The following is a 13,287-nucleotide window of genomic DNA, read 5'->3' as shown; positions in this document are numbered from 1 at the left end:
GCGAGATCATCCGATGCCTCAAGCGATATGCCGCCCGCGAGGTCTTCAACCTGGTCAGACCGGTTTCCCGCGCCCCCGCGTTATAGGGGCGTCTGAGCCGGCGCGCGCGATGTGGTCGGTTCTTCGTGTGGTCCGTGTGCCTGTGACTCTCGGACGCCTGATTTGCGGTCGCACCGCTCGGGAAATCCCGCTGTGTGCTGCACAGGCTCTGGCGCCACCGCGACACCGTTCTCGAGTCCATCGACCAGGGTGCGTACCTTCATGTGTGTGGTGAGGCCACCGGCACGAGATCGGCTGGCGAGGCATACTCCAGCGGACGGGTCGGCACGTCCACTGACCTTCTTACTGAGGTTGAACTCGTGATGTCGCGCCGTTGGTCAGGCGGGTCTGATGGTCAGGCCGGTCTCGGCGAGGCAGCTGTCTATGAGGTGACTGCGGTACTGGATGTGCCGTAGACCGCGTCGGATGCGCTGGACGAGGTGTTCGGGGGTGGAGAAGGCGACGTTGGAAAGCCAGCCGCGTCGCAGGAGGGACCAGATCCCTTCGACGGGGTTGAGGTCGGGTGCGTAGGGCGGCAGGTGGTAGTTGGTCAGCCAGTCCCGGGCCGCGGCCCATTCCCGCAGGTCGGCGGCCTTGTGAACGTTGAGGTTGTCCCACACGAGCACGATCGGGCCGCCGAGCTGCTGGTGGGCGGCGATCAACAGATCCCGGTAGTCGCGCCAGGAGAAGCTCTTGCGTCCGTCCCGTCTGCCGTCGTCCCGGCGTGGCCGGTAGATCAGCCTCGATCGGTGGCCGGGTTTGAAGCAGGTCAGCGCAGCGATGGATATCCGTCTGCGGGAACGGCCGCGGACCCGCACGATGGGAGTCCGGCCGCGCTGTGACCAGGTCTTCGCCTGCGGCGGCGTCATGGAGAATCCGGCCTCGTCCTCGAAGACGAGCCAGGCCCCACTCACCGCCGCGAGTCTTCCGCGCAGGGCCACACCTCCTTGACCCACCCGGCCACCGCCTCGTCGTCCCGCTCGATCGCGCGTCGGGCCGGGACTTGGCACGACCAGCCGTTGCGTACCAGCAGCTTGCGCACGCCTTGGATCGTGTAGGTCAGGTGGAAGCGCCGGCCGATCACCGTCTTGACCCGCGCCAGCGTCCACCGCTGGTCCTCCCAGCCATGCGCGGCCGGCCCCTTGGCCAGCTCCGCCTCCAACTGGGCGAACTGCTTTTCGCTCAGCCTCGGCAGCGACGCCGGCCCCTGCGACCGCAGAGCCCGCGGGCCGCCCTCGTTCCACGTCCGCCGCCACCGCTGCACCGAGCGGACGCTGACCCGCAGGTCCTTGGCGATCGCCGAGCTCGCCTCACCCCGGGCGAACCTCTCGGCCGCTTTGAGTCGTAACTCCTCGCGAGACTGCTGGCGTTCGGCGGTCAGGCCGCCCCCTTGTGGATACCGCATGCCCCGGTGATACCGCACGAGCGACGAGCCGTCAGCCCCTGCGACACCACGAGTTCAACCTCAGTAGCTGAATAGCGTGACCCGGTCGGGGCGTCACGCCATCAATCTGTTCTGAGTCTCGTCGCCATGAACGATCCAGCAGCTGGGCCCCCGTGTGGAGCCGCATCGTCTCCTCACAGGTCGGTTACCAGAGTTAGGCGCGTCAATGGCGCTTATGGCGTGAAAACCGCTTCGGTTTCGTCCTTTTCGCTTTCACCCTCGGCCACGGGGAGGCGCTTGTTGCGGCGGACGGAGGACCAGAAGGAGGCGCCGATCAGGACCACACCGATCATGCCGGTGATGAACTCGTTGATCTCGTACTGGATGGTCACCAGCAGGACGGCGGCGAGGGCGCCGATGGCGTAATGGGCACCGTGCTCCAGGTAGACGTAGTCGTCGAGGGTGCCCTCGCGGACCAGGTAGACGGTCAGGGACCGCACGTACATGGCGCCGATGCCGAGGCCAAGGGCCATCAGGACGATGTCGTTGGTGATGGCGAAGGCGCCGATGACGCCGTCGAAGGAGAAGGAAGCATCCAGGACCTCCAGGTAGAGGAACATGAAGAACGCGGCCTTGCCCGCGAGTTTGACGGCCGACTTCGGCTTGCCGGTGCGCGCGGCTCCCTCCTCCTTGTGCTGCCGTTCCTCCTCCGCTTCGAGCTTGTCCTCGAAGAAGCCGGAGAGACCGCCGACGACCAGGTAGGTGATCAGACCGGCGATGCCGGAGAGCAGGACCGTCTCCGCCTTGTCGGCGTGGGTGCCACCGTGCTGGTGGGCATGGGCACCGAAGGTGATCGCCGAGACCAGCAGCACGATCAGGGCGATGCAGACCGACAGCATGTCGACCTTGCCCAGCTTGGCCAGCGGGCGCTCCAGCCAGCCCAGCCACTTGATGTCCCGGTCCTCGAAGACGAAGTCCAGGAAGATCATGAGGAGGAACATGCCACCGAATGCGGCGATCGACGGGTGCGCGTCGGTGACCAGCTCCTGATAGCGGTCCTTGTCGGTGAGCGCGAGGTCGACGGCCTCGATCGGCCCGAGCGACGCGCTGACCGCCACGATCACGACCGGGAAGACCAGACGCATGCCGAAGACAGCGATCAGGATGCCGATGGTGAGGAAGATCTTCTGCCAGAAGGCATTCATCTTCTTCAGGATCCCGGCGTTGACCACCGCGTTGTCGAACGACAGCGAGATCTCCAGGACGGACAGGATCGCCACCACTCCGAAGGCGGCCCACCCACCGTAGAAGATCGCGGCCACCAGGCCGAGCGCGGTGACCGCGAACGACCACCCGAAGGTCTTCATGAACACCGGTCAGTTCACCGTGCCTTCGGGGAGGACGGCGATGCCGTCGTCGTCGGCGTGCAGGATGTCGCCGGGGCGGAAGGTGACTCCGCCGATGGTGACGGGCACGTCGACGGCTCCGGCGGAGTCCTTGGCGCTCTTGCGGGGGATGGAGCCCAGCGCTTTGATGCCGAGCCGGAGGCCGGCCAGGGTGGCGCTGTCGCGGACGGCGCCGTGCAGGACGAGGCCGGCCCAGCCGTTGTCCTGGGCGGCACCGGCGATGAGGTCGCCGACCAGGGCGGTGCGCAGGGAGCCGCCTCCGTCGACGACCAGCACGGCGCCGTCGCCCGGGGTGCGCAGGAGGTCGCGCAGCAGGCCATTGTCCTCGTGGCACGAGACGGTCCGGACGGGGCCGGCAAAGCTCCGGTGGGCGCCGAACTGGCGGAACTGCATGTCACAGACGCGCAGGTCGGTGCCGTACTGGTCGACGAGGTCGGCCGTGGGGACGGGGGTGACTGTCTCGGGCATGGTGATGCTCCTCTTCGTTCGGGGCTGCCGCGCCCGTTTCTCATCCGGCCGTCAGGAGGATGGGGGCGCGAGCGCGGCAGCCTGCTCGGGGGTGAGGGGGCGGGTGGCGTGTCCTCGCAGGAGGAGGTGCAACTTGGCGGTTTCCTCCAGCTCCTCGATCGCGTCGGCGGCCTGTTCCATCGACGTGCCGGCGATGACGGGCCCGTGGTTGGCGAGGAGGAGGGCGTGGTGGGTGCGGGCCGTCCGTTCGGCGAGCGGTTCGAGGCTGCTGTCACCTGGGGCGTGGTAGGGGAGGAGGGGGAGCTTTCCGACGCGCATGGCGTAGTAGGCGGTGAGCGGGGGCAGCGCGTCGGCAGGGTTCACGTCGTCGAGGCAGGAGACGGCGGCGGCGTGGGTGGAGTGCAGGTGGACGACTGCCTGGGCGCCGGGGCGGGCCCGGTAGAAGGCGGCGTGCAGGAACGCCTCCTTCGTGGGCCGGGGGCCGTCCAGGTGCTTGCCGTGCAGGTCGGTGCGGGACAGCTCGGCTTCCTCGACGGTGCCGAGGCTGGACCCGGTGGGAGTGAGGAGCAGGGTGCCGTCGGCCAGGCGAACGGAGAGGTTGCCGGTCGAGCCGTGTGTCAGACCGCGGGTGAAGAGCGAGCGAGCGGTACGGACGATGAGCGTCCGGGCGGCCGGCTCGTCGGCGTAGGCGGTCACTCGGCCTCCGTGAGGGCGCGGGTGAACAGGTCGGGGGCGCCGAAGTTGCCGGACTTCAGCATGAGGGCGAGGTCGCCGCTCTTGGTGGTGGCGTAGGTCCACGGCACACCCGGGTCGGCCTCCTCGCCGACGAGGACGGCGCGGATGCCGAGGGCGGTGGTGACGGCACCGGAGGTCTCCCCGCCGGCCACCAGAAGACGGCGTACGCCGCGTTCGACCAGGTGGGTGGCGAGGGTGCCGAGCAGTTCTTCGACCTGTGTGGCGGCCTCGGCGACACCCAATTGGGCCTGCACAGCAGCCAGTTCCTCCGGTGACGCGGAGGCGTAGATCAGGACGGGCAGGTCAGTGTCCTGTCCGTCGTACCAGGCGAGGGCCTCGCCGGTGACGTCGCGGCCGGCAGCGGCGGCGAGGACGTCGAGGTGGAGGGAGGGCAGACCGGCGGCGTAGAACTGGGCGATCTGCTCCAGGGTGCGGGCCGAGCAGCTGCCGGCAAGGACGGCCGCCCGACCGTCGCGCGGCCAGGCTTCGGCGGCGGCCGTACCGGCGGCCGGGTAGGCGTGTCCGAGTCCTTCGGCGAGGCCGGCGGCACCGGCGACGACCGGCAGTTCGAGCGTGGCGGCCCCCAGAACGGCGAGGTCCTCGTCGGTGAGGGCGTCGGCGATGATGTGCCGGACGCCGGACTGCTGGTGGGCTACGACGGCGTCCCGGACGGCTTCGACTCCGCGGCGGACGGTGGTCCAGTCGATCAGGGCCACCTGGTGGCGGGTCTGCGCGGACAGCAGGCGCACCAGCGCGGAGTCTGTCATGGGGTTGAGGGGGTGGTGGCGCAGCGGGGAGTCGGACAGCAGCTGGTCGTGGACGAAGAGGTGGCCCTGGTAGACCGTGCGGCCGTTGGGAGGGGAGGCCGGGCAGTGCAGGGTGACGCCGGCGCCGGCGGCGTCCATCAGGGCGTCGGTGACCGGACCGATGTTGCCCTGCGGGGTGGAGTCGAAGGTCGAGCAGTACTTGAAGTACACCTGCGCGGCGCCCTTGGACCACAGCCAGCGCTGGGCGGCGAGGGAGTCGGCGACGGCCTCGTCGGCGGGCGTCGAACGCGACTTGAGGGCGATCACGGCGGCATCGCAGTCGGCCGGGAGCGCGGTGGTGTCGTCCGGGGTGCCGAAGACCAGGGCGGTGCGCAGGCCGGCACGCCGGAAGGCCGCGGCGACATCGGTGCCGCCGGTGAAGTCGTCGGCTATGCAGCCGATGCGCAGGGTCATGGTCGGGGTCTCTCCTCGAACGTGCGGGTGGTACGGGAGGCGGATCGGGGCGGGCGGCGGAGGCACCCGCCCCGGAGTGGGCGGGTCAGTTCTGCCCGGCGCCGATGGCCTTGATGACGGCGGCGGTGAACTCGGTGGTGGAGGCGGAGCCGCCGAGGTCGCGGGTGGAGGTGCCGGCGGCGATCGCGTCGGCCACGCCCTTCTCGATGATCTTCGCGACGGTGGCGAGCTTCTCGTCGCCGTGCTTGGCGGCGAGCCACTCGAAGAGCATGGCGCCGGAGAGGATCATGGCGACCGGGTTGGCGATATTCTGCCCGGCGATGTCGGGGGCGGAGCCGTGGGACGCCTGGGCCATGGCGGTGGTGGCGGAGGAGTTGATGGACGGGGCGGTGCCGAGCGAGCCGGAGATCTCGCCGGCCAGGTCGGAGAGGATGTCGCCGAACATGTTCTCGGTGACGATGACGTCGAAGTCCTGGGCGCGGCGCACCAGGTGGACGGTCATGGCGTCGATGTGGAAGTCGTCCACAGCGACGTCCGGGTAGTCCTTGGCGACTTCCTGGCACACCGTGCGGAACAGGCCCGTGGTGAGCTTGAGGACGTTGGCCTTGTGGACGATGGTGAGCTTCTTGCGGCGCGAGCGGGCCAGGTCGAAGGCGACGCGGGCGACGCGCTCGGTGGCCTCGCGGGTGATGATGCCCAGCATGATCGCGGTGTCCGGGGTGGGCATGAACTCGCCGGTGCCCGCGAAGGTGTTGCGGTCGGCGTAGAAGCCCTCGGTGTTCTCCCGGACGATGACCAGGTCGGCGTTGTCGCAGACGGCCTTCGCGCCGGGGAAGGACTTGGCGGGGCGGATGTTGGCGAAGAGCTGGAAGTGCTTGCGCAGGGTGCCCGAGGGATTGAGGGCGGACTTGTGCGGCTCGGGGTAGCTGACCGAGTCGTGCGGGCCGAGGTACCAGCCGTCGAGGCCGGCGAGGGCGTCCTTGGTCTCCTCGGGGACGGGGGTGCCGTGGGTCTCGATGGCGGAGGCGCCCAGCGGCAGCGTCACCCAGTCGACGGAGACGCCGGCGGCCTCGGCGGCGGCGGTGGCGATCTCGACGGAGGACGGGACGATCTCGGGGCCGATGCCGTCGCCGTCGAGGACGCCGAGGCGGTAGGTCTTGCTGCTCATGGTGCGGGTTCCTCTCAGAACAAGAAATGGTCAGGACAGTGCCGAGGCGGCGTCGGTGAGCGCGGTCCAGGAACGGGCGGCGGCCTTGGTGCTGTCGCCGTCCTGGGTGTGCTCCAGAGTCAGCCAGCCGGTGAAGCCGCCGGCGTGCAGTGCGGTGAGGAGCTCGGGGAGCCGGGGATCACCGACCGTCAAGGGCCCCCGGGTCGGGGCGGCGGCGAGTTGCAGGCAGCCGGTGACGGCGGCGTGGTCGGTGACGGCCCGGACCACGTCGACGCCCTCGGCGTCGAGGTGGTGGGTGTCCAGCACCAGGCCGGTCGGGGCGTCGAGCGAGTCGAGGACGGCGAGGGCCTCGGCCGGGGTGTGCCACAGCGAGGTGTTGGCCCGCGACTGCGGCTCCAGCAGCAACCGGCTTCCGCGCGTGGCGGCCTCCTCGGCCAGTTGCTCCACGGCACGCTCGGCCCACACGCGCTGCATGTCCGCGAGGCCGGGCAGGAAGGTGCCCCGGGTCTGGCCGAGCGAGACCGGCACGCCCAGTTCCCCGGCCAGCCGGGCCGCGCCAAGCAGCCGGAACAGCGCATGTCGGCGGACGTCGGGGGACGGGTCGGTCAGGGTCAGCCGGTCCTGCGCCGCCACCGGTCCGGTGCCGATCCCCAGGACCTTCAGGCCGGCGGCCTCGACGGTCCGGGCCAGCGTCTCGGTGTCGTGCGCGCCGGTCTCCCTGACCTGTACCTCCACCCCGTCGTAACCGAGTTCGGCCAGATCGCGGACGGCCTCGGCGAGCGGCGCCGAGTGGCCGAGCGGCATGGATGAGACACAGTCGTTCCCGGAGACCGTGTAGGCCACCGGCCAGGGCAGTACTGCGCTCATGGCGTGACCACCTGCGCCCCGACCGGGACGAGCAGGCCGCGCAGCTCACGGGCGGCGGCACCGGCGCCGTCCAGTACCGGCACACCGAGCAGGGCCGCCAGGGCATCGCGGACCGGCGTGAGCGAGTACTGCGCCAGGAGCACCGCGTCGGCGTCTGTGCCCCCGACCGTACGGAGGGCGTCCGCCAGGAGCCGGGCCGCCTCCTCGGGGCCGGCGCCGGCGGCAGCCTCGCTCAGCGCGGTCACGATGTCGACCGGGCGGCCCGGGCGGACGGCCGGGACGAGCGCTTCCAGCTGGGCGACTGCCGCCGGTACGGCCGGCGGGGTGGAGGCGACGACGGCGATCCGCCGGTACGGGCCGGCCAGGGCGGCCTTGAACATCGACTCGTCCGACTTCAGCACCGGCACGTCCCACAGTACGCGGGCGGTGTCCACCACCTCCCCGTAGGAGGAGCAGGTCAGCAGCAGACCCTGGGCGCCACCGTCCATGACGTGTGCGATCAGCCGGAGCATGCGGCGACGCAGTGCGTCGGTGAGGCCGCCGGTCGCGTTGGCGTCGTCCAGCAGGCGGTCGTCCAGCACGTTCCAGACCGTGGCCTGTGGAAACTCCTGGGCGAACGCGTTCTGGGCGATGCGATGGGCGGCCGGCACGGCGTGGATCATGGCGACCAGGGGAGGGGATTCGATCACCGGGTTCTTACCTCTTCCGGTAGGCGGGGACCGGCAAGGGTCCCGACCGAGGACCGGTCTCCGGACGACGCGGGAATTGTTTCCCGACGGCGGAGGACACGGGCCCGAGATGGGGGCGGCAGCGTGGTGTATCGGTGCCGCGCCGCCACTCTAGGTCCAACCGGTCAACCGGTCAACCGGTTCTGCGCAGGGCTGCGCCTCCGGCTGCCGGAAGAGGTCCGGCAGCCCCCCGTGGCCCCTAGCCCTCGCGCTGTTCGAGCGCCTTCATCAGGCGCCGGGAGGCGCCGTCCATGTGCCGGGCCATCGCCGCGCGGGCGGCCTCCGCGTCACCGTTCGCGACCGCCTCGAAGATCGGTACGTGGTCGTCGTAGGCCACCTTGCGGGAGCGGACCGCCCCCGTGCGCTCCACCCAGCCGCGCTGGATCATCGCCCGCATCCCCTTGAGCATGTCCCGCAGCACGGTGTTGCCGGCCAGTTCGCCCAGGGCGGCGTGGAAGGCGGTGTCCGCCTCCGGGAACTCCGCGTCCGGGCACTCCCGCATCGCCGTCAGTCGGGTCCGGAGCAGTTCGACGCCCGCCTCGTCGCGGGCCTGCGCGGCCAGTCCCGCGACGATCACCTCCAGCTCCGCGCGGGCCTGCACCATGTCCCGGGCGCCCCGCTCGCCGAGCACCAGCCCCAGTTCGAAGAGCCGGTAGAGCACGTCCGAGTCGGTGCCGCGGAAGTACGTGCCGCTCGACTGCCGGATCTCCAGTAGGCCGAGGAAGCCCAGTGACTTGATCGCCTCGCGCACGGTGGGCCGGTTCACCCCGAGCATCTCGGTGAGCTGTCGCTCCGAGGGGATGCGGTCGCCGGGCTGGACCTCGCCGGACATCAGGTAGTCGATCAGGCGGCGGGAGACCTCGGCGGCCAGCGGCTCGCGCGGCTCGACCGTGATTCTGGCGAGTTCGGCCATCGATTTCCTCACTTCGGTATTGACGCGATGGCTGGATTCTAGTTACCTACCGGCAATCCGGTAAACCGGTTGTCCGGAAGCGGGCGGGGCCGAGTCACCCGCCTTCCCCGTGTCGGCCACCCCGGACGTCCCAGCCATGCCAGGCGCACTCCTGACCTCCTCACCGGGCCCAGCCCCGCCACGACCGTGCGCCCGCCGAGCCCGCCGTACAGGAGCCGCACGTACCATGACCGACCCGACGCACGAGCCGAGCACGGCCTTGCGTGCGCTGCCGGTCGCCACCCGAACCGACACGCACTGACCTCACGCGCCGTTCCGCGCCGCCGCCCGACCGGCGGCCCTCAGCCCTGCCCCAAGGAGCAAGGAGCAACGATGCTCGCCGTCCTCGGCTTCGCCACCCTGGGCAGCTTCATGCTGCTCGTGATGCGGAAGTACCTCTCCGCCTTCACCGCCATCATGCTCACCCCCCTCGTCGCCGCCGTCATCGCGGGCAAGGGGAGCCAACTCGGCGACATGATCATGAACGGGCTGGACACGGTCGCGCCGACCGCCGCCCTCCTGCTGTTCGCCGTCCTCTACTTCGGCCTGATGATGGAGGTGAAACTCTTCGAGCCGATCGTCCAGGCCATCGTCCGCGCCTCCAAGGGCGACCCGGTCCGCATCGTGGTCGGCACCGCCGTGCTCGCCCTCCTGGTCGCCCTCGACGGCGACGGCACCACCAGCTACATGATCGTCTGCTCGGCGTTCCTGCCGATCTACCGCCGCCTGGGCATGAATCCCCTCATCCTGGCGACCCTGGCGGCCATGGCGCTGGGCACCATCTCCGGCACGACCCCCTGGGGCGGCGCGGCCACCCGCGGCATCAGCGTCCTGCATCTGAACGCGAGCGAGTACTTCGTCCACATGATCGGCCCCATGGCGCTCACCAGCCTGGCCATCATCGCCGTCGCCTACTGGCTCGGCCTGCGCGAACGCCACAAGATCGACGCCGAGAAGCTGGCCGCCTACAAGTTGGAGATCGCCTCCGGCGAGGCGTTCGAGCCGGTCGAGGTGGACTGGCGTCTGTGGTTCAACGCCGCGCTCACCCTGCTCCTGATGGTCCTGCTCATCGCCGAGGTCGCCGACCTCCTGGTGCTGTTCATGGTCGCCTTCGTCATCGCCCTGCTCGTCAACATCCGCTCCATCGGCGACCAGCAGGACCTCATCAAGCGCCAGGCCGCGAACGCGGTCCCGGTGATGATCCTCGTCCTGGCCGCCGGCGTCTTCACCGGCATCATGACCGACTCCGGCATGATCAAGGCAATGGCCGACGCGGCGCTGTCGATCGTCCCCGACAGATGGGGCAACGTCATACCGCTGTTCACTGCGGTCCTCGCGCTTCCCCTCGGCTTCTTCATGTCGAACGACGGCTACTGGTTCGGTGTGGTCCCCGTCCTCGCCGAATCCGCAGCCCACTACGGCATCCCGGCCAACGAGATCGCCCGCGCCGGAGCCATCGGCCAGATCCTCCACATGATGGGCCCCACCAGCGCGCCCCTGTGGGTCCTCCTCGGCCTGGTCAAGGCGGAACTGGGCGACTTCCAGAAGCACGCCCTGCGCTGGGGTGTCCTGGTCTCCTTCGCTTACATCGCCTTCGCCCTCCTCACCGGCGCCATCAGTATCACCTGAGCCGTGTGCGTGTCCTTCGTTCCCCAGACCCCCTGGCAGACCTTGGTCGAAGGCTTATCGCCGGCGCCCCGCTCACCTGCGTCCTGACGGTCCGCGCGAGGGTCGGTACGGGTTCCCTCGTCGCCGCCGGGTCGGACTGCGCCCCGCCGAGACAGCCCCGGTCACCGCGACGCACAGCGGCCTGGGCGGCTCGGCCAACGCCTCCGACACCCTGTGCGTGGCCCAGGCCCAGCACGGCTCCGCCCCCGGCATCGCCGGCCAGGGCGTCGCCAACCCCACCTCTCTGATCCTGTCCGCCGCGATGCCGCTGGACTGGCGCGGCCGACGCGACGGCGACGACCGCCTCCAGCGGGCCGCCGTCCTGATCACCGGCGCGGTCAGCACCGTGCTGGACAACCCCGCCACCCGCACCCGCGACATCGGCGGCACCCTCGGCACCGCCGACTTCGCCGCCGAGATCCACCGCATCATCGAGCACACCGGAGAGACCGCCTGATGATCGTTTCCACCGACCCGGTCAACGGCACCGAGCTCGCCCGCTACACCCCGCAGTCCGCCGAGGAGGTCGGCGGCATCCTCGACGCGGTGGCCGACGCTCAGGCAGACTGGCGACGGCGTGACATCACCGACCGGGTGCCCCTGCTGCGGGAGATGGCCCGTGTCCTGCGCGACGGCAAGGACCACTACGCGACGCTCATCACCGCCGAGATGGGCAAGCCGATCACCGAAGCACGCGCCGAGATCGAGAAGTGCGCGATGACCTGCGAGTACTACGCCGAGCACGCCCCCGAGCAGCTCGCCGACCGACCCGTCGCCTCCAACGCCACCGAGAGCGCCGTTGTCTACGACCCGCTCGGCGTCGTCCTCGCCGTCATGCCGTGGAACTACCCCTTCTGGCAGTTCTTCCGCTTCGCCGCCCCGCCCTCGCCGCCGGCAACGGCACCCTGCTCAAGCACGCCAACAACGTCCCGCAGTGCGCCCTCGCCGTCGAGGAGGTCGTCCGCAAGGCCGGCGCCCCCGAGGGCTTGTGCCGCACCCTGCTCATCGAGGTCGACCAGGTCGCCGGGATTATCGCCGACCCGCGCGTCGCGGCGGTCACGCTCACCGGGTCCACCGAGGTCGGTGCGATCGTCGCGGCCCAGGCCGCGGCCGTGCTGAAGAAGCAGGTCCTCGAACTCGGCGGCTCGGACCCCTTCGTCGTGCTCGCCGACGCCGACGTCGAGGCCGCCACTGCCGTCAAGGCCCGGTACGTCAACGTCGGCCAGTCCTGCGTCAACGCCAAGCGGTTCATCGTCGAGGAGGCCGTGGCCGACGCGTTCGTCGCCGCCTTCACGGCCGCCGCCGCGGAGCTGAAGGTCGGCGACCCGACCGACCCCGAGACGGCGATCGGCCCCATGGCCCGCGCGAACCTCCGCGACACTCTGCACGACCAGGTCCGCCGCACCGTCGACGCAGGCGCCCACCTGCTCCTCGGCGGCGAGATCCCCGACGGGCCGGGCTGCTACTACCCGCCCACCGTCCTCGACCACGTCCGCCCCGGGATGGCCGCCTTCGACGAGGAGACCTTCGGCCCGGTCGCCGCCATCACCCGCGTCGCCGACGCCGACGAGGCGATCACGTTGGCCAACCGGACCGAGTACGGCCTCGGCGCCGCCCTGTGGACGAGCGACCTCCGTGCCCGCCGACTGACCCGCCTCCTCGACGCCGGCGCCGTCTTCGTCAACGGCATGGTCGCCTCCGACCCGCGCCTGCCCTTCGGCGGCATCAAGAAGTCCGGCTACGGCCGCGAACTCGGCGCCGAGGGAATCCGCGAGTTCGTCAACACCAAGACCGTCTGGATCGGCCCGGCCGCCTGACCATCCCCACCTGGAGAACCACCGTGCACCACCATCCCACCGACGAGCCCTGCTTCGCCTCCTTCGAGCCCGCGGTCCTGCGCCCGGCCGAACTGACCGCCTTCAGCCGCGGCGGTGGCGCCCGCACCATCCCCCTGGTCACCAAGGCGACCGGCGCCGAGGTCTTCCTCACCGGCCAGACTCTCTTCGACGGCGGCGCGGGCATCGCCCTGCACACCCACAACTGCCCGGAGAGCGTCACCATCCTCGAAGGCGACGCCATCGTGGAGATCGACGGCACCGAACACCACGTCACTCGCTTCGACACCACCTACGTCCCCGCCGGTATGCCCCACTGCTTCCGCAACGCCTCCGCCACCGAGCCGATGCGCATCCTGTGGATCTACGCCACCGTCGACGCCACCCGCACCATCGTCGAAACCGGCGTCACCGCACGGGTAGACGCCGAGCACGCCAAGGCCGACGCCCGGAACAACGGCTGAGACCGAGAAGGAAGCACCCCGTGATCACCGAGATCGCCCAGATCGAAATTCATCCCGGCCAGGAGCAACAGTTCGAAGAGGCCGTCGCCAAGGCCCTTCCTTACTTCCTCGCAGCCGACGGCTGCGACGGGGTCGACCTGCACCGCAGCGTCGAACACCCCTCGCGCTACCGGCTGATGGTCCGCTGGGAGACCGTCGAGCACCACACCGTCACCTTCCGCGCCTCCGAGGGCTTCGCCAAGTGGCGGGCCCTGGCCGGACCGCACTTCGCGGCTCCGCCGCAGGTCGAACACGTACACTCCGTCCTTGCACCATGACGTCGGCGGCCGGGACCGACCGGGTCCCGGCCCACG

General features: G+C 70.3%; 14 protein-coding genes and 1 pseudogene. 5 read left to right on the top strand and 10 right to left on the bottom strand.

The window, feature by feature from the left end; translation table 11 throughout:
- Positions 1 to 377: 377 nt before the first annotated feature.
- The 10 genes from AB0L74_RS30195 to AB0L74_RS30150 form a co-directional block, all read right to left on the bottom strand.
- On the bottom strand, positions 378 to 953 hold the full coding sequence (locus tag AB0L74_RS30195; RefSeq protein ID WP_365659270.1) for a transposase: 576 nt from the start codon (positions 951 to 953) through the stop codon (positions 378 to 380).
- Positions 950 to 1,444 carry a winged helix-turn-helix domain-containing protein gene (locus tag AB0L74_RS30190; RefSeq protein WP_365659267.1) on the bottom strand — a complete coding sequence of 165 codons (495 nt, stop codon included), beginning with the start codon at positions 1,442 to 1,444 and terminating at the stop codon, positions 950 to 952. The genes AB0L74_RS30195 and AB0L74_RS30190 overlap by 4 nt, the downstream gene beginning before the upstream one ends.
- Before the next feature lie 212 nt (positions 1,445 to 1,656).
- Positions 1,657 to 2,796 (bottom strand): DUF475 domain-containing protein, encoded by a 1,140-nt coding sequence (locus tag AB0L74_RS30185; protein ID WP_365659264.1) that lies wholly within the window; start codon positions 2,794 to 2,796, stop codon positions 1,657 to 1,659.
- 3 nt (positions 2,797 to 2,799) lie between these two features.
- Entirely contained in the window at positions 2,800 to 3,297 is a 498-nt protein-coding gene (gene rraA, locus AB0L74_RS30180) for a ribonuclease E activity regulator RraA (protein WP_365659261.1), read from the bottom strand.
- 51 nt (positions 3,298 to 3,348) lie between these two features.
- Positions 3,349 to 3,993, bottom strand: a complete 645-nt coding sequence (gene otnC / locus AB0L74_RS30175) for a 3-oxo-tetronate 4-phosphate decarboxylase (protein ID WP_365659258.1) — start codon at positions 3,991 to 3,993, stop codon at positions 3,349 to 3,351.
- Positions 3,990 to 5,252 (bottom strand): 3-oxo-tetronate kinase, encoded by a 1,263-nt coding sequence (gene otnK / locus AB0L74_RS30170; protein ID WP_365659255.1) that lies wholly within the window; start codon positions 5,250 to 5,252, stop codon positions 3,990 to 3,992. Before otnK ends, otnC begins: the two co-directional genes overlap by 4 nt.
- 85 nt (positions 5,253 to 5,337) lie before the next feature.
- Positions 5,338 to 6,420, bottom strand: a complete 1,083-nt coding sequence (locus AB0L74_RS30165; RefSeq protein WP_239099474.1) for an isocitrate/isopropylmalate dehydrogenase family protein — start codon at positions 6,418 to 6,420, stop codon at positions 5,338 to 5,340.
- Between the two features lie 30 nt (positions 6,421 to 6,450).
- Positions 6,451 to 7,287 (bottom strand): sugar phosphate isomerase/epimerase family protein, encoded by an 837-nt coding sequence (locus tag AB0L74_RS30160; protein WP_365659251.1) that lies wholly within the window; start codon positions 7,285 to 7,287, stop codon positions 6,451 to 6,453.
- Positions 7,284 to 7,976, bottom strand: coding sequence for an aspartate/glutamate racemase family protein (locus AB0L74_RS30155; protein ID WP_365659248.1), 693 nt, complete (start codon positions 7,974 to 7,976; stop codon positions 7,284 to 7,286). The genes AB0L74_RS30160 and AB0L74_RS30155 overlap by 4 nt, the downstream gene beginning before the upstream one ends.
- A gap of 238 nt (positions 7,977 to 8,214) precedes the next feature.
- Positions 8,215 to 8,928: a FadR/GntR family transcriptional regulator gene (locus AB0L74_RS30150; protein WP_175462487.1), complete on the bottom strand. Its 714-nt coding sequence runs from the start codon at positions 8,926 to 8,928 to the stop codon at positions 8,215 to 8,217.
- Between the two features lie 372 nt (positions 8,929 to 9,300).
- Here AB0L74_RS30150 and AB0L74_RS30145 point away from each other — a divergent pair, with 372 nt between their 5' ends.
- The 5 genes and pseudogenes from AB0L74_RS30145 to AB0L74_RS30125 all read left to right on the top strand — a co-directional run bounded on the left by AB0L74_RS30145 (position 9,301) and on the right by AB0L74_RS30125 (position 13,251).
- On the top strand, positions 9,301 to 10,596 hold the full coding sequence (locus tag AB0L74_RS30145; RefSeq protein WP_365659245.1) for a citrate:proton symporter: 1,296 nt from the start codon (positions 9,301 to 9,303) through the stop codon (positions 10,594 to 10,596).
- Positions 10,532 to 11,092, top strand: a complete 561-nt coding sequence (locus AB0L74_RS30140) for an isocitrate/isopropylmalate family dehydrogenase (RefSeq protein WP_365659242.1) — start codon at positions 10,532 to 10,534, stop codon at positions 11,090 to 11,092. The genes AB0L74_RS30145 and AB0L74_RS30140 overlap by 65 nt, the downstream gene beginning before the upstream one ends.
- Positions 11,092 to 12,452, top strand: a pseudogene (locus tag AB0L74_RS30135) (NAD-dependent succinate-semialdehyde dehydrogenase). The gene AB0L74_RS30140 and the pseudogene AB0L74_RS30135 overlap by 1 nt, the downstream one beginning before the upstream one ends.
- 23 nt (positions 12,453 to 12,475) lie before the next feature.
- Complete coding sequence (locus AB0L74_RS30130; protein ID WP_365659239.1) at positions 12,476 to 12,934, top strand: cupin domain-containing protein; 459 nt, start codon at positions 12,476 to 12,478, stop codon at positions 12,932 to 12,934.
- A 20-nt stretch (positions 12,935 to 12,954) separates the two neighbouring features.
- On the top strand, positions 12,955 to 13,251 hold the full coding sequence (locus AB0L74_RS30125; RefSeq protein ID WP_365659236.1) for an antibiotic biosynthesis monooxygenase family protein: 297 nt from the start codon (positions 12,955 to 12,957) through the stop codon (positions 13,249 to 13,251).
- Positions 13,252 to 13,287 lie beyond the last annotated feature (36 nt).

Origin of the sequence: Streptomyces sp. NPDC052020 (assembly GCF_040680575.1) — a bacterium.
Taxonomy (GTDB): domain Bacteria; phylum Actinomycetota; class Actinomycetes; order Streptomycetales; family Streptomycetaceae; genus Streptomyces.
The sequence above is the reverse complement of the archived record's forward strand: the minus strand, read 5'-3'. Positions and strand labels throughout refer to the sequence as shown.

Coding starts and splice junctions, on each gene's coding strand:
- AB0L74_RS30190 (WP_365659267.1), bottom strand. CDS start 1,444: ATGCGGTATCCACAAGGGGGCGGCCTGACCGCCGAACGCCAGCAGTCT.
- rraA (WP_365659261.1), bottom strand. CDS start 3,297: ATGCCCGAGACAGTCACCCCCGTCCCCACGGCCGACCTCGTCGACCAG.
- otnK (WP_365659255.1), bottom strand. CDS start 5,252: ATGACCCTGCGCATCGGCTGCATAGCCGACGACTTCACCGGCGGCACC.
- AB0L74_RS30165 (WP_239099474.1), bottom strand. CDS start 6,420: ATGAGCAGCAAGACCTACCGCCTCGGCGTCCTCGACGGCGACGGCATC.
- AB0L74_RS30160 (WP_365659251.1), bottom strand. CDS start 7,287: ATGAGCGCAGTACTGCCCTGGCCGGTGGCCTACACGGTCTCCGGGAAC.
- AB0L74_RS30150 (WP_175462487.1), bottom strand. CDS start 8,928: ATGGCCGAACTCGCCAGAATCACGGTCGAGCCGCGCGAGCCGCTGGCC.
- AB0L74_RS30145 (WP_365659245.1), top strand. CDS start 9,301: ATGCTCGCCGTCCTCGGCTTCGCCACCCTGGGCAGCTTCATGCTGCTC.